This window comes from Zoogloea oleivorans, assembly GCF_008107625.1.
Classification (GTDB): domain Bacteria; phylum Pseudomonadota; class Gammaproteobacteria; order Burkholderiales; family Rhodocyclaceae; genus Zoogloea; species Zoogloea oleivorans.
The window spans coordinates 47719-67020 of record NZ_SDKK01000022.1; the positions used below are offsets into that span (position 1 = coordinate 47719).

15 protein-coding genes are annotated in these 19302 nt (G+C 63.0%); 10 read left to right on the plus strand and 5 right to left on the minus strand.

Translation table 11 applies throughout. The annotated features are described in order from the left end of the window. Positions 1 to 4: 4 nt before the first annotated feature. The gene (locus ETQ85_RS19735; protein ID WP_148580798.1) at positions 5 to 1408 is read left to right on the plus strand and encodes an exonuclease domain-containing protein; all 1404 of its coding nucleotides are present in this window, start codon (positions 5 to 7) and stop codon (positions 1406 to 1408) included. On the opposite strand, the gene ETQ85_RS19740 is transcribed toward ETQ85_RS19735, so the two are convergent. From ETQ85_RS19740 to lptM, 4 genes are read right to left on the minus strand one after another with little or no spacing between them, the layout of a single operon-like run. Then, entirely contained in the window at positions 1392 to 4457 is a 3066-nt protein-coding gene (locus tag ETQ85_RS19740) for an efflux RND transporter permease subunit (RefSeq protein WP_148580799.1), read from the minus strand. The two genes, ETQ85_RS19735 and ETQ85_RS19740, sit on opposite strands and share 17 nt — an antisense overlap. Then, positions 4454 to 5548, minus strand: a complete 1095-nt coding sequence (locus ETQ85_RS19745) for an efflux RND transporter periplasmic adaptor subunit (RefSeq protein ID WP_148580800.1) — start codon at positions 5546 to 5548, stop codon at positions 4454 to 4456. Before ETQ85_RS19745 ends, ETQ85_RS19740 begins: the two co-directional genes overlap by 4 nt. Positions 5549 to 5581: 33 nt before the next feature. Continuing rightward, positions 5582 to 6844 (minus strand): diaminopimelate decarboxylase, encoded by a 1263-nt coding sequence (gene lysA / locus ETQ85_RS19750; protein WP_148580801.1) that lies wholly within the window; start codon positions 6842 to 6844, stop codon positions 5582 to 5584. Then, entirely contained in the window at positions 6841 to 7041 is a 201-nt protein-coding gene (lptM, locus tag ETQ85_RS19755; RefSeq protein ID WP_148580802.1) for an LPS translocon maturation chaperone LptM, read from the minus strand. Before lptM ends, lysA begins: the two co-directional genes overlap by 4 nt. 47 nt (positions 7042 to 7088) lie before the next feature. Here lptM and cyaY point away from each other — a divergent pair, with 47 nt between their 5' ends. Beyond that, complete coding sequence (gene cyaY, locus ETQ85_RS19760; RefSeq protein WP_148580803.1) at positions 7089 to 7409, plus strand: iron donor protein CyaY; 321 nt, start codon at positions 7089 to 7091, stop codon at positions 7407 to 7409. A 10-nt stretch (positions 7410 to 7419) separates the two neighbouring features. Here cyaY and ETQ85_RS19765 read toward each other — a convergent pair whose 3' ends face one another. Continuing rightward, positions 7420 to 9729, minus strand: coding sequence for a penicillin-binding protein 1A (locus ETQ85_RS19765; RefSeq protein WP_148580804.1), 2310 nt, complete (start codon positions 9727 to 9729; stop codon positions 7420 to 7422). A 174-nt stretch (positions 9730 to 9903) separates the two neighbouring features. Here ETQ85_RS19765 and ETQ85_RS19770 point away from each other — a divergent pair, with 174 nt between their 5' ends. Genes ETQ85_RS19770 through aroB form a run of 8 tightly spaced genes read left to right on the plus strand, consistent with a single transcriptional unit; the run spans position 9904 to position 19292 of the window. Then, complete coding sequence (locus tag ETQ85_RS19770) at positions 9904 to 10980, plus strand: pilus assembly protein PilM (RefSeq protein WP_148580805.1); 1077 nt, start codon at positions 9904 to 9906, stop codon at positions 10978 to 10980. Further along, positions 10977 to 11573 carry a PilN domain-containing protein gene (locus ETQ85_RS19775; protein ID WP_148580806.1) on the plus strand — a complete coding sequence of 199 codons (597 nt, stop codon included), beginning with the start codon at positions 10977 to 10979 and terminating at the stop codon, positions 11571 to 11573. The genes ETQ85_RS19770 and ETQ85_RS19775 overlap by 4 nt, the downstream gene beginning before the upstream one ends. Positions 11574 to 11590: 17 nt before the next feature. Further along, on the plus strand, positions 11591 to 12247 hold the full coding sequence (locus tag ETQ85_RS19780) for a type IV pilus inner membrane component PilO (protein WP_246128836.1): 657 nt from the start codon (positions 11591 to 11593) through the stop codon (positions 12245 to 12247). Then, the gene (locus ETQ85_RS19785) at positions 12247 to 12777 is read left to right on the plus strand and encodes a pilus assembly protein PilP (RefSeq protein ID WP_342781968.1); all 531 of its coding nucleotides are present in this window, start codon (positions 12247 to 12249) and stop codon (positions 12775 to 12777) included. The genes ETQ85_RS19780 and ETQ85_RS19785 overlap by 1 nt, the downstream gene beginning before the upstream one ends. 2 nt (positions 12778 to 12779) lie before the next feature. Then, positions 12780 to 14957, plus strand: a complete 2178-nt coding sequence (locus ETQ85_RS19790; protein ID WP_222862222.1) for a type IV pilus secretin PilQ — start codon at positions 12780 to 12782, stop codon at positions 14955 to 14957. Positions 14958 to 14981: 24 nt separating this feature from the next. Further along, a complete protein-coding gene (locus ETQ85_RS19795) occupies positions 14982 to 17645 on the plus strand; it encodes a hypothetical protein (RefSeq protein WP_148580808.1) in 2664 nt (887 codons plus the stop codon). A 52-nt stretch (positions 17646 to 17697) separates the two neighbouring features. Beyond that, on the plus strand, positions 17698 to 18225 hold the full coding sequence (locus ETQ85_RS19800; RefSeq protein ID WP_148580809.1) for a shikimate kinase: 528 nt from the start codon (positions 17698 to 17700) through the stop codon (positions 18223 to 18225). Further along, complete coding sequence (aroB, locus tag ETQ85_RS19805) at positions 18213 to 19292, plus strand: 3-dehydroquinate synthase (protein ID WP_148580810.1); 1080 nt, start codon at positions 18213 to 18215, stop codon at positions 19290 to 19292. The genes ETQ85_RS19800 and aroB overlap by 13 nt, the downstream gene beginning before the upstream one ends. Positions 19293 to 19302 lie beyond the last annotated feature (10 nt).

Here is a 19302-nt window from a genome sequence, read left to right on the forward strand (position 1 = left end):
CGGTTTGCTCGCCCCGAAACTCGCCTTTATTGATGTCGAAACCACCGGTGCCAACCCGGTGGTGGACCGGATCACCGAAATAGCGGTCTTGCGGGTCGAGAACGGCGAGCTCGTCGAGCGCTGGTCCAGCCTGGTCAATCCAGGCATGCCGATTCCAGCCAATATCCAGGCGCTGGTCGGCATCACCGACGAGATGGTCGTTGACGCCCCGGTCTTTGCCGAGCTGGCTGACCGGGTCCGCGCCCTTTTTGCGGGCTGCATCTTCGTCGCCCACAACGCGCGCTTCGACTACGGTTTCATCAAGAACGAATTCCAGCGCCTCGGCCAGGATTTCGATGCGCCGGTGATGTGCACCGTCAAGCTGTCCCGCGCGCTGTTTCCCCAGCATCACCGTCATGGTCTCGATGCACTGATCGAGCGCCACGGACTCACCTGCACGGCCCGTCACCGGGCCATGGGCGATACCGAGGCGTTGCTCCAGTTTGCGCAGATCGTTACCGACAAGTTCGAGCGGGACGTTCTCGACATGGCCATCGTCAAGGCCATGAAGGCGCCGAGCCGCCCGGCCGGTTTGCCGGAGGGCGTGCTCGAAGGGCTGCCGGAAGGCCCCGGCGTCTATCTCTTCTACGACGAGCACGATCAGCCGATCCTGATCGGCAAGAGCGTCAGTCTGCGCTCGCGGGTGATGGGTTATTTCTCGACCGAGCACCGCAACGGCAAGGAAGCCAAAATCACCCAGCAGGTGCGGCGGGTGGATTGGCAGGTGACCGCTGGAGAACTTGGCGCGACGCTGCTCGAGTCAAGCCTGGTGAAGACCCTCAAGCCCGTCGGAAATCGTCACCCGGGTGCGTCGGAGGCGGTTTTCGGCTTCCGTTATGACCCGGTGCGCAAGCGCGGCCCGGTACTGCTCCGTCAGGCCCTCGATGGCGGCGACCCGGCCGAGTGGGCTGGTGTTTATGGTTCTTTCCGCAGCAAGAAGGAAGCCGACAACACGCTGCGTCAGTTGGCTGCCCTGTACAAGCTGTGCCCGCGCCGGATCGGCATCGAGCCGTGGGGCGAAGGCGCCTGCCAGGCTCACCACATGAAGCGTTGTGCGGGGGTGTGCGCCGGCAAGGAAGATCTGGCCGAGCACGATGCGCGTTTGCTCAAGGTGCTGGAAAGCCTGCGCCTCAAGCGTTGGCCGTGGGACGGCCCGGTGACGATCCGCGAACATCACGCCGGTACCGGGCGCAGCGAGATTCACGTTTTTGATCGCTGGTGCCTGCTCGGCAGCGTGCCCGACGACGCCGCGCTGGCGCAATTGCTGGCGGCCCCGCCGGCCCGTGCCTTCGATCTGGACACCTACCGCATCCTGGTTCGCTGGCTCGACGCGCCAACGGCCGGCGCCACCGTCACGCCGCTGGCTTGACCCCCGCCTGGCGCCGCTCGCGCCAGCCTTCCACCAGCGAATACACCGCCGGCACCACCACCAGCGTCAGCAGGGTCGAACTGATCATGCCGCCGATCACCGCGATGGCCAGCGGCTGATTGGTTTCGTTGCCGGCGCCAAAACCCAGTGCTGCCGGGGCGAGGGCGAGGATCACCGTCATCGACGTCATCAGCACCGGGCGCATCCGGATCGGACAGGCATTGCGCAGGGCCGCATCCACCCGCAGGCCTTCGGTGCGGCGCTGGTTGGTGAGGTCCACCAGCAGGATGGAGTTCTTCGCCACCAGGCCGATCAGCAGCACCAGCCCGATCATCGAATAAATGTTGAGCGTCTGCCCGGTTGCCCACAGGGCTGCCACGCCGCCGACGATGGCCAGCGGCTGGGCCAGCATCACGATGAAGGGCTGCACGAAGCTGTTGAACTGGCTGGCCAGCACCATGTAGAGCAGGGTCATGGCCAGTGCAAAGGTGAACACCATGTAACTCATGGTCTTGCCGAACTCCTCGGCCTGGCCGATCAGCTTGACCTGGTAGCCGGTGGGCAGCATTTCCGCGGCAGTCTGCTTGACCAGCGCCACCGCCTCGCCCAGAGGCAGGGTCGGCGAGGCGAAGAAAGTGGCGGCGTACTGCAGGTCGAAGCGCCCGACGATGGCCGGGCCAAGGGTTTCCCTGAAGCCGGCGACGCTGTCGAGGCGCACCAGCTGGCCGGTCTTGTTGCGCAGGAAGATCTTCGCCAGGTCGGCGGGCTGGGTGAAGCTGCCTTCCTTGGCCTTGACGCGGATGTCGTAGCGCTGGCCGTCGCCGGGTTCGTCGTTGTACTTGGCGATGTCGACGCCGCCGGTGAGCATGTTGATGGCGAGGGCCACGTCCTGGGTGGTCAGGCCGGCGTTGGCGATGCGCAGGCGATCGGGGGCGAAGACCAGTTGCGGCAGGTCGAGCTGCAGGTCGGTGTCCATGCGGCCGATGCCCGGCGCCACCGACAGCTTGCGCTGCAGGGCGAGCGCATGCTTGCCCAGTTCCTGCAGGTTCTCGCCGGTGAGCACGAACTGCAGCGGCTCGCCGCGCTGGCCCTGCACCATCGGATAGGGCGCCGCAAAAACCCGCGCGCCGGCAATCTGGCTGAACTCCTTGCGCAGCAGCGGAATGATGTCCTGCTGCCTGATGCTGCGTTCCTCCCGCGGGGCCATACGCACCACCACCGTACCCTGGTTCACCTGCCCGGCGGTGCCGAGGCCGATCAGCGCGAATTCGGTGCGAATCGATTCGTGGCCGTTGAGGATGGCTTCCACTTCCCGCAGCTTGCTGTCGGTGTAGTCGATGCTGGAACCCAGCGGCGTGCGCACGGATACCAGGAAGCGCCCTTCGTCCTGCTCCGGCGCGAAGGCCTTGCCGACCTGGGTGAAGAAGAATGCACTCGATGCCACCACCGCCAGGGTCAGCAACAGCACCCACAGGCGGTGGGTCAGGGCGCCGTCGAGCAGGCGCACGTACAGGGCGTCCATGCCCGCGAAGAAGCGGTCGAAAGCCTTGTAGACGGGGCCGTGCTGCTTGTCGACCTTGAGGTAGCGGGCGCACAGCATGGGCGTCAGCGTGAGGGACACGAACAGCGACACCAGCACCCCGAAGGTCACCACCAGCGCGAAGCTGCGGAAAAACTGGCCGATGATCCCCGAGATGAAGGCCACCGGCGCAAAGATGCAGACCAGCGAGAGAGTTGCCGCCATGACCGCAAATACCACCTCGTTGCTGCCGTTGATGGCCGCCGACACCGGGTCCGGGTCGAGTTCTTCCCGGTGCCGGTAGATGTTTTCCAGCACCACGATGGCGTCGTCCACCACCACCCCGATGAGCAGTAGCAGGGCCAGCAGGGTGAGCGAATTGAGGGTGAAGCCGAAGAAGTAGATCACCGCGATGGCGCCCATCAGCGACACCGGGATGGCCAGCGCGATGATCAGCGTCGAGCGCACCGAACGCAGGAAGAACCACACCACCAGCGCCGCCAGCAGGGTGCCCTCGATCAGGTGCTCCTTGAGCGAGTCGACGATCTCCATGATGAAGACGGCGTCGTTGGAGACCACCGACAGGGTCATGCCCGGCGGCAGGGCGGGGCGCAGGTCCTTGTCGAGGCGGGCCTGAATGCGTTCGACGATGGACACGGTGTTGGCATTGGCGATTTTGACCATGCCGAGGCCGACCGTGGTCTTGCCATTGAAGCGCGCCAGCTGGCGGTTGTCGGTGAGGCCGTCCTCGATCTCGGCGACGTCGCCGAGGCGGACCGGCGCGGTGTCGCGGAAGGCGACGATCAGGCCCTGGAGCTGTTCGACCTGATGGAATTCCAGGTCGAGCTTGACCAGGCTTTCGGTGGTCTGGCCGACCACGAAGCCACCGGCCAGCTGCACGTGCTCCTTGGCGAAGGCGTCGGTGATGTCCTGGGCGGTGACGTTGTGAGCCGCCATGCGGTCGGGTCGCAGATTGACCCGGATGGTGCGGTCACGGCGTCCGCCCAGGCGTACCTCGCCGACGCCGTCAATGGTCTCGAGGCGCTTCTTGAGGACGTTGATGGCGTACTGGTTGAGCTGCTGCTGGGTTCGGTCGCCCTGCAGGGCCAGCCACATGATGGGCTGGGCGTTGGTTTCCACCTTGGCGACCACCGGCGGGTCCACGTCCTTGGGCAGGCGCCGGAGCACCTGGTTCACCTTCGACTGGACCTCGTTGAAGGCCACGTCCACCTTCTTTTCGAGGACGAAGGTGATATTCACCGTCGACACCCCGGGCGAGGAGCTGGACTGTACGTGCTCGATGCCCGGCACGCTGTTCACCGCCGATTCGATGACGTTGGTGATGCTCGAATCGACGATGTCCGGGTTGGCGCCCTTCAGCGTGGTGGTGATGGAGATCACCGGAAATTCGATGTACGGGTAGCGGTCCATGCCGATGCGCTGGTAGCCGATGACCCCGATCAGCACCAGTACGGCGCTCATCATCCACGCCAGCACGTGGCGCTTGATGGAAAGTTCCGGCAGGGTCATGGCTTGGTGGCTGCGGGCTTCTTCACGGCTACGGCGGCGCCGTCGGTGAGAAAGCCGGCACCCTCTTCGGCGACCGTTTCACCGGCGGTCAGTCCCTTGACGATTTCAATGCGGCCGTCGCGCTTCACGCCGGCTTCGATGATGCGCTGGCCAGCCTTGCCGTCGGCGATCACGTACACCACCTTGCCGGCCGGGCGCAGCACCACGCTTTGTTCCGGCACCACCACGGCGGCCGGTTTGTGGCCGGTGACGATGGACCCATTGACGGTCCCGCCGGAGAGCAGGCTGCCATCGTTGTCGAGGCGCACCAGTACATCCAGGGCGCGGCTGCTGTCGCTGATGGTGGGCTTCACGTCTTCGACCGTGCCCTTGAGCGTCTTGCCCGGTGCGTGGGGCAGGGCGAAGCGCACCGGCTGGCCGGCGCGGATGCGTCCAGCCGCCGATTCGGGGTAGGGCAGGTGCGCACGCAGGACCCGGTTGGAGATCAGGCGGAACAGCGGGTCGCCGACCTTCACGTAATCGCCGGGCGAGACGATCTGGGTTTCGATGATGCCATCCACCGGCGCGACGACCTTCGTGCGCCCCAAGCTGGCCTGGGTGGCGCTGCCGCGGGCCTTCGCATTGGCCAGCTGGGCGCGCAGGGCGTCGCGTTGGGCAAGACTGTCTTCGGCTCCGTTGCGGGCGATGAAGCCCTTGGCGACGAGGCCCTGCTGACGCTCGGCAAAGCGTTCGGCCTGCGCGGCCAAGGCTTCCAGACGGTTGATCTCGGCACTGTCGGCGCGGGTCTGGATGTGCTGGTCGGTGGCATCCAGTTCGGCGAGAAGCTGGCCCTTTTTCACGTGATCGCCGGTGTGGGCAAGCACCCGGGTGACGCGGCCGGCCACTTCGGCGCCGATTTTCGGGTCGATCAGGGCTTCTAGGGTGCCGAGGGTGTCTTCGGTGACGTCCAGTGCGATGCTCTGCGCGCTGGCGGTGGTGATGATGCTGGCCGGCGGGCCGGCAGGCTTGTCGGCGGCTGTGGGGGCGGGCTTGTTGCCGCAGCCGGCCAGCCCGAGGGCGACGAGCAGGGAAACGCGGGGGGCGAAACGCATGGTCGGAGCCTTCGGGCTGGCGGTGGGGGCGGATTACGGAAGCGGGCGTTCGCCCTTCAGCAGGTGCTCGACGGTTTCCCGGTCACGGATGACATGTACGGTGTCGCCATCCACCAGCACTTCGGCAGCGCGCGGGCGGGTGTTGTAGTTGGAGCTCATCGTCATGCCGTAGGCGCCGGCGGACAGAATCGCCAGCAGGTCGCCGGTGTCCACCGACAGATCGCGGTCGTGGCCGAGGAAATCGCCGCTCTCGCAGATCGGGCCGACCACCTCGTAGCGGGTTGCCGGAATGGCGCGTGGGGCGACGGCGACGATCTCATGGTAGGCGTCGTAGAGCGCCGGGCGGGCCAGATCGTTCATGGCCGCGTCGATGATGGCAAAGCTCTTTTCGACGCCGGGCTTGAGGTATTCGATGCGCGTCAGCAGCAGGCCGGCATTGCCGACCAGCGAGCGACCGGGCTCGAAGCACAAGGCTTCGCTGCGCCCGGCGAAGCGTTCGAGCAGCGGCTTGAGGTATTCGGTGGGGGTGGGCGGCTCTTCGTCGCGGTAACGGATGCCGAGGCCACCGCCCAGGTCGATGTGATCGAGCACGATGCCTTCGCTGGCGAGCTGGTCCACCAGGCCGAGGATCTTGTCGGCGGCTTCAGCCATCGGCGCGGAATCGAGGAGCTGGGAGCCGATGTGGCAGTCGATGCCGGAGATCTCGATGTTGGGCAGCTTGGCCGCCTTGCGGTACAGATCGAGGGCTTCGGTGAAGGCGACGCCGAACTTGTTGCTGCGCAGGCCGGTGGAAATGTAGGGGTGGGTGTTGGGATTGACGTCCGGATTGACCCGGAAGGCGATCGGTGCACGCTTGCCCATGCTGACGGCCACGTCGTTGAGGCGGTCGAGTTCGGCAGCGGATTCGACGTTGAAGCAGCCGATACCCGACGCGAGGGCGAAGCGCATTTCTTCGGTGGTCTTGCCCACGCCGGAGAAGATCACCTTGCCGGCGTCGCCGCCAGCCGCCAGCACGCGGGTCAGCTCGCCGCCGGAGACGATGTCGAAGCCGGCACCGAGCTTGGCGAAGACCGACAGGATGCCGAGGCTGGAGTTGGCCTTGACCGCGTAGCACACCAGCGACTTGCGCAGGCCGAGGGCCTCCTGGTATGCCGCGAAGGCGGAGGTCAGTGCCGCGCGGGAGTAAACGTAGGTCGGCGTGCCGAAGCGTTCGGCGATGTCGGCAAGGGCAACCCCTTCAAGGGTCAGGCCGGCGGGGCCGGCTTTGAGCGTCGGCACGGGCAGGGCGGTCGTCATTGGGCGGGGTCCTGGGGGGCGGGTTTGTTATGATCGATGCTCGGCGCCTGGATGGGCGCCGGCTTGACGTCGGCAGGCTTTGGCGCTGCCTTGGCTGCGGGCTTGGGGATCTGCGGGAGGTACAGCGGCCCCTTGATGCCGCAGCCGCCCAGCACGAGAAGGCCGCACGCCGCGGCGGCAATGGCGATGGTTCGCATGAGTTCCGCGCAAAAGCGGGAATGTTAACAGAACAAGGGGTGGGGCGATGGATGAAGCAGATTTCAATGCACTGGCAGATGCCGAACTGAACCGTCTGGAGGGCTTGCTGGAAACCTGCGAGCTGGACTTCGACTACGAAGTGAAGCCGGGTGGAGTCTTCGAACTGGAGTTCGAAAACGGGACCAAGATCATCGTCAATCGCCACACGGCGGCGCGCGAGATCTGGCTGGCGGCAAAGTCCGGCGGCTTCCACTTCCGTCCGCAGGACGGGCGCTGGCTCGGCACGCGGGACGGCGTCGATTTTTACGTTGCCCTGTCCCGCTGCATGTCCGAGCAGGCCGGAGAGCCGGTCAACCTGAAGGGCTGAGCGGGCGTCTCTAGCCGGTCGACGGCGGGATGGCCGGCGTTGCCGGCGCCGGGGTCGCTTCCTCCGCCGGTGCACTGGTCGGTTGGTTGGGCGCTTCCGGTGGGACTGTCGGCAGGTTTTCCTGATAGATCATTTCTTCGGCGGGGCTGCCTGCGGGCTGGATACGGATCAGGCCTGCCGGTGCCGTCGGGTAGCTCTCGGGGACGCCGTCCAGGGCTTTGCGCATGTAGTTGATCCACATCGGCAGGGCTGCCGTGCCGCCGGTTTCACCGTTGCCGAGCTTGTGGGGCTGGTCGAACCCGATCCAGGCTACGGCCACGACGGTGGGTTGGTAGCCGCAGAACCAGGCGTCCACGTATTCGTTGGTGGTCCCGGTCTTGCCGGCCAGGTCGCCCCGCTTGAGGACCATGGCCTTGCCGGCGGTGCCGCGGCGGACCACGTCTTTCATGATCGAATCCATCAGGTAGGCATTGCGTTCGTCGATGGCGCGTTCGGCTGTTTCGCCGGCAATCGGCGGGTCGACCCGGGCGAGCACGTTGCCCGCCTCGTCACGCATTTCCTTCACCAGATACGGCTCGATCCGGTAGCCGCCGTTAGCGAATACGGCGTAGCCGCGCATCATCTGCCACGGGGTGACCGAGCCGGCGCCCAGCGCCATGGTGAGGTAGGGCGGGTGGCGTTCGGCATCGAAGCCAAACTTGGTAACGTAGTCCTGGGCATAGCGCGGGCCGACCGACTTGAGCAGGCGGATCGAGACCATGTTCTTGGAGCGGGCCAGCGCGGTGCGCAGGGAAATCGGGCCGTCGTACTTGCCGTCGTAGTTCTTGGGCTCCCAGGCCTGGCTGCCGGTGTCGCCGGCGGGGAAGGACAGGGGCGAGTCGTCCACCACGCTGTTCGGGCCGTAACCCTTTTCGAAGGCGGCGGAGTAAATGAAGGGCTTGAAGCTGGAGCCCGGCTGCCGCCACGCCTGGGTCACGTGGTTGAACTTGTTGCGGTTGAAGTCGAAGCCCCCGACCAGGGCGCGGACGGCGCCGGTGCGCGGATCGGCGGCCGCCAGAGCGCTTTCGACCTCGGGGAGCTGGGTGATTTCCCAGTGTGTATCCACGCGGATGATGCGGATGATGGCGCCTGGGCGAATGCGCTTGTTGGGCGGCGCCTTGTCGCCGAGCATGCTGGAGGCAAAGCGCAGGCCTTCGCCACTGATCTTGAGGGTTTCGCCGTAGCGGTAGGCCGTGACCGCGCCGTTGCCGGCATGGGTGACGATGGCGGCCAGAATGTCGTCGTAGTCGGGTATTTCGGCCAGGACTTCGTCCATGGACTCACTCTGGTCGGCGTTCATGCGGGCCGGATCCACGTAGCTCTCGGCGCCCCGGTAGCCGTGGCGGCGGTCGTAGTCCATGACGCCGCGGCGCAGGGCCCGGTAAGCGGCTTCCTGCTCGGCCTTGTTGATGGTGGTGATGACCTTGATGCCTCGCGTGTAGGCCTCTTCCTTGTATTGCTCGTAGGCGATCTGGCGGGCCATTTCGGCCACGTAGTCAGCGCTGCCCCCAAAGTCGGACGAGCTGGTGGCGACCTTCAGGGGCGTTTCGACGGCCTGCTGGTGTTCTGCTTCCGAGATGAAGCCGAGTTCCGTCATGCGGCGCAGCACATATTGCTGGCGTAGGGCGGCCCGTTTCGGATTGACCACCGGGTTGTAGGCGGAGGGCGCCTTCGGCAGACCGGCGAGCATGGCGGCCTCGGGAATATTGAGGTCCTTGATGGATTTGCCGAAGTAGGTCTGCGAGGCGACGGCAAAGCCATAGGCACGGCGGCCGAGGAAGATCTGGTTGATGTAGACCTCGAGGATCTGGTCCTTGGTGAGGTTCTGCTCGATCTTGAAGGCGAGGAGGATTTCGTAGAGCTTGCGCGAGTAGGTTTTTTCGCGGGTCAGGAAGAAATTGCGTGCCACCTGCATGGTGATCGTCGACGAGCCCTGGCGCTTGCTGCCGGTGGCCAGGTTGGTGCCCGCCGCGCGCAGGATGCCCAGGAAGTCCACACCCGAGTGTTCGTAGAAACGGTCGTCCTCGGCAGCCAGCACTGCATGCTTGAGAACCTCCGGTACCTCCTGGATGCGCACGAAGGCACGACGCTCTTCACCGTACTCGCCGATCAGCGCGCCGTCTGCGGTGTAAACCCGGAGTGGGATCTTCGGATGATAGTCCGTCAGGGCCTCCAGCGATGGCAGAGTCGGCCAGGCGAAGGCGACGGCAAGGGCGAGGATCGCGATGCCGATGGCGATCAGGCCGATAAGTGCAGTGAAGGGGTAGAGTACCCAGCGCATGGCAGGACCGGTAAGCGGAGTAAAGTGCCGCATTATACGAGGTGACCCGGTTTGCCGCCCGTTATGCGAAGCGGTGATTTACCCATGCTTGCTTTACACCTGTCATGGTTGTTGCTAGGATTTCATGTAGATTGTTGTTATTGCGCCTAACATAAAGAATTTTCAGGACTTTTTGTGATTGACCTATCCTTTCTCAGCCCCAGGGCGCGTCCCTTGATCGGTGTCGACATCTCGTCGTCGTCGGTCAAGATGGTCGAGCTGTCTGCCGTTTCCGGAGGAGGGTATCGGGTCGAACGTTATGCGATCGAGGCCCTTCCGCGGGAGGCGGTATCCGACGGGAACATCGCCAACCTGGATGCTGTTTCCGAGGCCATTCGTCGCGGCTGGCGCAGGCTGGGTACCAGTACCAAGTTTGTCGCACTGGCCTTGCCGGCGTCGGCGGTCATCACAAAAAAAATCATCCTGCCTGCCGGTTTGCGCGATCAGGAACTGGAGGTTCAGGTCGAGTCGGAGGCCAACCAGTACATCCCTTTTGCCCTCGACGAGGTCAATCTGGATTTCCAGGTCATCGGCCCGGCCGCTTCCGGTGCCGATGAAGATGAGGTGCTGATTGCCGCCTCCCGCAAGGAAAAGGTCGAAGACCGGGTTGCTGCCGCCGAATCCGCCGGACTCAAGGCATTGGTGATGGACGTCGAGTCCTATGCTGCGTTGTCCGCCTTCGAACTTGTGCAGGCGCAGCTTCCCGGTAATGGTGAAGACAAGATCATCGCCCTCGTGGATGCCGGTGCGAACGTCATGAACGTCTCCGTTCTCCGCAACGGCGTCCAGGTGTATGCCCGTGAGCAGGCCTTTGGCGGCTTCCTGCTGACCCAGGACATCATGCGTCATTTCGGCATGTCCCTTGAAGAAGCGGAAAACAGCAAGCGGACCGGATCGCTCCCCGAGAGCTATGAGTCCGACCTGCTGCGTCCCTTCATGGATTCGCTGGCGCTGGAAGTGTCGCGGGCGCTGCAGTTCTTCTTCACCTCAACGCAGTTCAACCAGGTGGATCACATCGTGCTCGCCGGCGGCTGTGCGGTTATTCAGGGGCTGGCGGAAACCGTGGCCGGCCGCACGCAGGTCGATACCCAGGTTGCCAATCCTTTTTCGAGCATGAGTCTGGGCACGAAAGTCCGTCCGAAGAATCTGGCCGCCGATGCGCCAGCCCTCCTCGTTGCATGTGGACTGGCCTTGCGGAGGTTTGATTTGTGATTCGTATCAACCTGCTTCCCCACCGGGAGGAAAAACGGAAAGCCCGTCGTCAACAGTTCGCACTTTTTGCTGCGTTGACGGCGCTTGTCGGGCTTGTGATCTGGTTTGTCGGACATACGATCATCGCCGGCTACCTGGATGGCCAGGAGGCCAAGAATGCCTTCCTCAAGGATGAGATCGCCACGCTCGACAAGGAAATCATCGAAATCAAGGGGCTGCGTGAACAGGCCGAGGCGCTCCTGTCGCGCAAGCAGGTGATTGAATCGCTGCAGATCAATCGGACGGAAACCGTACAGCTCTTCAACGAACTGGCCCGCCAGATGCCGGAAGGCGTGTATCTCAAGGCGCTGAAGCAGTCCGGGCTGAAGATCAACCTGATCGGCTACGCCCAATCGAATGCCCGGGTGTCCAGTCTGATGCGCAATCTTGAAGCCTCTCCCCATCTTGAGCACGCCGATCTGGTCGAGGTCAAGGCCGCAATGTTGAATAACCGCAGGGTCAGTGAGTTCAACCTGAATGTGAGTATCGAGCGGGCCAGTGCGGCGGATGCCAATCAGCCACCGGGCAAGATTCCGGCAGGGGGTAAGCCGTAATGGGTCTCAAGGATTCCATGGAGAATCTCCGCAATCTGGATTTCCAGGCTCTGCTGCGGGATTTCAGGGGCCTGGACCCCAACGACCCCGGACAATGGCCACTGTTGCCTCGCGTTGTCACCCTGGTTGCCATTCTGGTCGCGATTGTGGCCGGCGGCTGGTGGTTCGACTGGAGCGATCAGCTGGCCATGCTGGACGTCCGGGAGCAGGAAGAAGTCACCCTCAAGGAAGACTGGCAGATCAAGAAGCGACAGGCTGTCAATCTGCCCGAGTACCGCCGCCAGCTGAGCGAGATTGATCGTCAGTTCGGTGCCCTGCTGAAGCAGTTGCCCAACCGCTCCGAGATTGAGTCGCTGCTGGCTGACATCAACCAGGCCGGTCTTGGTCGTGGTCTCCAGTTCGATCTGTTCAAGCCCGGCTCCGAAGGCATGAAGGATTTCTATGCCGAATTGCCGATCGCAGTGCGCGTGACAGGCACCTATCATGATCTGGGCGAGTTCGTTGGTGACGTGGCGCAAATGCCCCGCATCGTGACGCTCAACGACGTCGCCATCGAATCCATCAAGGATGGCGGTCTCAAGTTTGATGCGACTGCGGTGACCTACCGTTATCTGGACGATGAGGAAGTCGCCAGGCTGCGCAGGGAAAAAGCCAAGGAAAAGGCCGCCAAGTGATGATCATGCGACTGACTTTGATACTCCCTTTGGCGACAGCTCTGCTGCTCTCCGGTTGCAGCGATCAGCAACAGGATCTGCGCGACTGGATGGCGGAGGCATCGAAGGATCTGAAGCCTAACCTCAAGCCTTTGCCGCCCATTCAGCAGGCGATTCTGGTGGTTTACGAGGGGGCTGGGAAGATGGATCCATTTCGGCAGGCCAAGCTCGAGCCGGACAAAAAATCGGGTGCATTCGTGCCCGATGCCAACCGGCGGCGCGAGCCGCTCGAGTCCTATCCCCTGGAATCCCTGAAGATGGTCGGCGTGCTGCTCAAGCGCGGGCAGGCTCACGCGATAATCGCTGCCGACAAGACCCTTCACCAGGTCAAGCTCGGAAATTACCTCGGTCAGAACTACGGCCAGATCACTGCAATAACGGAATCCGAGGTTACTTTGAAAGAACTTGTCGAAGATGCCGGTGGTGAATGGACCGAGCGAATCAGCACGCTGCAACTGCAAGAGCAGGCGCCTCAGGAGGCGAAGAAATGAAAATGGGATGTGGTGGTATCAAGCTTGGCGTGTTGGTTGTGGCGGCATGGCTGGGGGGGCTGGCTCCGGTTGCGCCTGCTTTTGCGCAAACGCAGCCAACGGCAGCGGCTCCGGCCAACAATCGCATCGAGAAAATCATTGCCGCCGAGCAGGGTGGCGACATCATTCTCAAGCTGAGCATGGCGCAGCCGCTGGCTGCCATACCGGCCAGCTTCAGCGTGGCCAGTCCGGCGCGTATCGCCTTTGATTTTCCGGATACGGCCAACGGACTCGGTCGCAACAGCCAGACCCTCAACGCCGGTGACTTGCGCAGCGTGAGCATCGTTCAGGTGGGGGACCGCACGCGTCTGGTGCTCAATCTCGCCCGGGTGTTTCCCTATGAGGCGCGGATCGAGGGCAAGGATATTCTCATCACGCTTGCTGCTGGCCACTTCAAGGAAGCGGCCAGCATGACGCCGCAGGCTTCCCAGTTCGCACCCGCCGCGATCGGGCAGGCAGATCGTCATGCCATACGCGACATCAACTTCCGTCGTGGCAAGGAGGGAGAAGGCCGGCTGGTGGTCGATCTGTCCGACCCGAATGCCGGCATCGACATCCGCCAGCAGGGCAACAGCCTGATCGTCGACTTTTTGAAGACCGAAGTGCCCGAGCAGTTGCGCAGAAAGCTCGATGTGGTGGATTTCGGCACCCCCGTTTCTTCCGTGCTGACCCAGACGCAGGGCGGCAATGTGCGCATGACAGTGACGCCGCGGGGTTTGTGGGAGCACAACGCCTATCAGAGCGACAACCAGTTCGTGCTTGAAGTGAAGCAGGTCAAGGAAGACCCGAACAAGCTGATCCAGGGGATCGGCAAGGCGCGTTTCGGTGGTGAGAAGCTGTCCCTCAACTTCCAGAACATCGATGTTCGGTCGGTTCTGCAGGTTATTGCCGACTTCACGAACTTCAACATCATTACCAGCGATTCCGTGCAGGGCAACCTGACCCTGCGCTTGAAGGACGTGCCGTGGGATCAGGCCCTCGACATCATCCTGCAGGCCCGTGGCCTGGATATGCGCAAGAACGGCAATGTGATCTGGGTCGCACCGCGGGACGAACTGGCTGCCCGGGAGAAGCTTGACCTCGAAGCTAAAGCGCAGATCGGCGATCTGGAGCCCCTGCGCACCGAGAGCTTCCAGATCAATTATCACAAGGCCAAGAGCGTTGCCGAGTTCCTGAGGAGCAAGGATCAGACGGTGCTCTCCAAGCGCGGCAATGTGGTGCCTGACGAGCGTAGCAACAAGATCTTCGTGAACGACGTGGGCTCGCGTCTTGAGGAGATCCGGCGGCTGATTGCAGAAGTCGATGTCGAAGTACGCCAAGTGTTGATCGAAGCACAGATCGTCGAAGCGACGGATACCTTCGCGCGTAATCTCGGCGTGCGGCTCGGCTTCGGCGCCAAAACTGGTGGCCTGCTCGGCACCACCAATGGCGGTGTTTCGGTCTATCGCAACACGATCGGTGGTGGCTTGGCCGGCACCGGTTACCAGGCCGGCCAGATATCGACGATTCCCACCTTCCAGACTGATGCGCTGAACGTTAACCTGCCGGCCAGCAGCATCAACGCCAAGCAGGCCGGCGCGCTGTCTTTTGCTTTGTGGAACAGTGCCGCTACCCGTTTCATCGACCTCGAAGTTTCGGCCCTTGAAGCGGATGGTCGTGGCAAGGTGGTGTCCCGGCCGCGCGTGATGACTGCCGACAAGGCCGAGGCGATCATCGAGCAGGGTTCCGAGATTCCCTATCAGACTCTATCCGGTGGCGGCTTGTCGTCCCCCACGGTCAGCTTCAAGAAAGCCAACCTGTCCCTTAAGGTCAAGCCCCAGATCACGCCCGATGGCAAGGTGATGATGGCTATCGAAGTGAACAAGGACCAGCCCCGCTACGATCAGCCGGTGGCCGGCGGCAACGTGCCAATCGACACCAAGCATGTCAAGACTGATGTCGTTGTCGAGAACGGCGGTACGGTGGTCATCGGCGGCATATATATTCAGGAGGTCGGTAACAACACGACCAAGATCCCGCTGCTCGGTGACATTCCGGTGCTTGGCTACCTATTCAGGAATAACGAGCGCAAGGACAACAAGACCGAGCTACTCGTCTTTATTTCGCCCCGAATCATCAACGATCAGCTGGGTTTGCGCTGAACCCTGGTTTGAATGGAACTTCCAATGCGTGATTTCTTTACTGCGGGTTTAACCTCGCCCACCCGTCTTGTGCCGCTGTTTGCCGTCACTGTTGCCTTAGCCGGTTGTGGCGGCGGTGGGGGTGGTTCGAGCAATGATTCAAGCTGCCCTGGCGGCTTCATCGTCTGCTCCGGGACTGATACGACTACGCCTGCCTCGCCGACGGTCACGGTAAGCGTGATCGGTAGCGATGGCGCCACCACCATGACCCTGCCGTCCTCGGGGTCGGTAACGGTTAACGCCCTCATCAAGACGGCAGCGGGGGCCGTGGTTCCGGCAGGCACCCTGGTCGTTTTCACGACCGACAGCAATTTGGGTATTTTCAGTCCGGCGTCGGGTTCCGCGCTTACCAATGCTGCAGGTGTGGCAAGCATCAAGATGTCGGCGGCTTCGTTGAGCGCGGCGGGCGCCGCTACGCTGACGGCGACGGCAACAATCGGAGATGTGTCGGTCCGCGGAAGTACCACCTTCCAGGTGGGCGCGGCCAATCTCTCGCTGTCCGGCCTGACCGTGAGCCCCAGCAGTATTCCGGCTTACGGTACCAGCATCGTTTCAGTGACGGTGAATGTGAACGGGGCGCCCAGCACTGCGCCGCTCACCGTGAGCCTCACATCCGGCTGTGTCATCGGCGGCAAGGCCACGCTGCCGGTTGCCGTGCAGACGGTGAACGGTCAGGCCACCGCGACCTATACCGACAAGGGCTGTAACGCAACGGACACCATCACCGTCAGCGTGCTGGATCAAAGCCGGCAGGGCACCATTACGGTGGCTGGCCCGCAGGCCGCCAACATCCAGTTCGCCTCGGCATCGCCCGGTACCATTGCCCTCAAGGGCACTGCCGGTCTCGTCGATGTATCGACTGTCACATTCAAGGTCGTCGATGCCACAGGGAATGCCGTGCCGTCGGCCAACGTCGATTTTTACCTGTCCAACTGGACGGGCGGCATCAAGCTCGATGACAAGTCGCAGGCCGAGGTGGATGCCCTGACTGCGACGGGTGGCAGGGTGCGCAAGCAAACCGCTGCCGACGGTACGGTCAGTGTCGCGGTGCAGGCGGGCAGCAACCCTGCATCGGTCTGGGTGCTGGCCAAGCTGAAAGACTCCACGCTGGAAACGCAGTCGAGCAAGCTGGTGATCTCCACCGGTCTGCCGACGCAGGAGCGTTTCTCGTTGTCGGTGGGTACCCACAATATCGAAGGCTGGTCTTATGACGGTGTCCAGACCGCTCTTAATATCCTTGCCTTTGACCGTGTCGGTAATCCGGTTCCCAACGGTTCAACCATCAATTTCGTTACCGAAGGTGCGGGTGTTTCACCGTCACCGGGTGTGTGCTCCATTGTCGATGCAGCCTGCACGGTTCAGTTTGTGAGCGGCGAGCGGCGTCCCCAGAGCGAAAGCGTCGGCGTGTGTCTGGATGGCAGTGGCAATCGGGTGACCCATGCCAATGCCGGGGCCATCGCCAACACCTGCGTGTATTCAGGTCGGGTGACCGTGCTGGCGTATGCGAACGGCGAAGAGAGTTTTGCCGACACGAACGGCAACAATCTTTACGACTCTTTGACGGAGACCCATCGCCCCCTGGGTGATGCATTCGTCGATAACAACGAAGATGGCATCTGGACTTCTCCGGAACAGTTTTTCCCCTTCCAGGCCACCGGTGCCAATGCCAACCCGACCCAGAGCTGCCCGGTGGGTGATGTCGGCTACGCGACTGCGAAGTCGAAGGCCAACACCTGCAATAGCAACTGGGGTCAGGCCCAGGTACGACGCGATCAGGTCGTTGTGCTGTCAGGCAGCTATGTGGCCAATGTCTACAAGGTATCGGACAACAGCTATGTGCCGCCGTCGAGCACGACCCTGTATGTTGGCGACACCTTCGGCGGTGCGACGGGGGGCTCCTGCGTGTCGACGTTCACAATGCGTATCTCCGACGTGAACAACAACCCCTTGCCGGCTGGTACCAGAATCGAAGTGGATGACAACGGCGTGCAGTACATGCAGGTCGCAGGTACCGACCTGAGCAAGGTCGAGGCCAGGATCTCCGGTGATACCGTGCTTGATACCACGGTTCCTGGTGGCACGATCCACGGGGTGACCCTGCGTGGCAGCAAGTGCGCAACCATCCCGTCCGGTGTGTTGACACTCAAGGCAACCAGTCCCAAGGGGCTGGTCAGTTACCTCCCGGTGCGGGTCAATGATGCACAGGACATTACGGCGGCGGGATTCTCCGTGGTCGGTGCGTCGGCCAATGTCGTGAGCGTTACCAACAACAGGCCCGTGGTGCTTATCAACGATGCCGGTTTCGATGTGGCCGGGGGTACCTGCTCGGCCAGCTTCGATCTGAGCATCACGGATACGGGCGGCGTGTTGCCAACGACTGCGCAATGGAACAGCGGGCTCTTTGGTGTGCTGGAAGATAATCTCGTCCGTTATGAAATTACCGTGCCGCTGTCGCCGATCACCACCCTGGCTGCCAGTGCCGCTTTGAGTTTCCCGCCGAGTGGCAGCGTTCGGACGCATCGGGTAAGTCTCCAGGGTCCCGGTTGCACCGCGAGCACGGTGACCACCAATGGTTCGGTGTCATTGAGGGTTCCGACCACCACCGGCCGCCTGGCCACGATTCCGGTGACCGTACGCCGGGCTCCCTGATGCGATGACGAAAAAGATGGACTCCCGCAGGGGAGTCCAGATGAGTGGATAGATGATTAATTGTCGTTGCATCGTCCTCGTCGGCATGCCCGGATCAGGAAAAACCACCGTGGGCCGCGAGCTTGCCAAGCGTCTCGGCCTGCGGTTTGCTGACAGCGATCACGAGATCGAGGCGCGGACGGGGGTCAAGATTCCGACCATCTTCGAGATTGAAGGTGAGGACGGGTTTCGCAAGCGTGAAACCCAGACGCTCGATGAACTCACGACCGAGTCGGACCTGGTGCTGGCGACTGGCGGTGGGGCGGTCATCAACCCGTTGAACCGTACGCTGCTCTCCGAGCGCTGTGCCGTGGTCTACCTGAATGTGCCGCCGCACATCCTGTGGGAGCGGACCCGCCATGACCGCAGTCGCCCGCTGCTCCAGGTGCCCGATCCGAAGGGGCGTCTGCAGCAGCTTTACACGGCCCGCGACCCGCTTTACCGTGAGGTGGCACACATCATTGTCGAAGGCGGACGCGGTACGCCCCATGCCATGGTGCGGATGGTCGAAAAGGAATTGCAGGTTTTATGCGCACACTGAACGTCGAACTGGATGAGCGGAGCTATCCGATCCGTATCGGGGCTGGACTGATTGCCGATCCGGGCCTGATCCTGCCTTACCTCAAGACCCGCCGGGTGGCTGTGGTGACCAATGATGTGGTCGGCCCCCTCTACCTTGCACCCTTTGTGGCAGGGCTGCAGGCCCACGGCCTGCGTGTGACCGAAATCGTCCTGCCGGACGGCGAGGCACACAAGGACTGGGCGACGCTCAACCTGATTTTCGACGGCTTGCTCGGCGATCGTTGTGACCGCAGCACGACCCTCATCGCCCTTGGTGGCGGGGTGGTCGGCGACATGACCGGTTTTGCCGCCGCCACATACCAGCGCGGCGTGCCGTTCATCCAGGTGCCGACGACTTTGTTGTCGCAGGTGGATTCGTCGGTGGGGGGCAAGACGGCGATCAATCACCCCCTCGGCAAGAACATGATCGGTGCCTTTTATCAGCCCAGGCTGGTCCTGGCCGATATCGGCGTGCTCGGAACCCTGCCCGATCGGGAGCTGAAGGCGGGTCTCGCCGAAGTCATCAAGTACGGCCTGATCCGCGATCTGCCCTTCCTCGAATGGCTCGAAACCAACATTGAACGCCTCCTTGCGCGCGACCCCGATGCGCTGGTCGAGGCGGTTGAGCGCTCCTGCCGCAACAAGGCCGAAGTGGTGGCCGCCGACGAGACCGAGCAGGGCGAACGCGCCACCCTCAATCTCGGTCACACCTTTGGCCATGCCATCGAAACCGGTTTGGGCTACGGCGAATGGCTGCACGGTGAAGCGGTCGCGGCGGGTGCCGTGATGGCCGCCGATCTGTCCCGGCGGCTCGGCTGGCTGTCCGACGCCGACGTGGCGCGGGTGCGCAGTATTCACGAGCGTGCCGGACTGCCCGTCAAAGGGGCTGCCCTTGGTGCCGAGCGTTACCTGGAACTGATGGCCCACGATAAAAAGGTGAGTGACGGCACCCTGCGTCTCGTCCTCCTCAAGCAGATCGGCCAGGCGGTGATCAGCGCCGAAGCCAGCCAGGATCAGATCCGCGCCAGTATCGAGGCGTGCTGCTGACGCCCCGGTT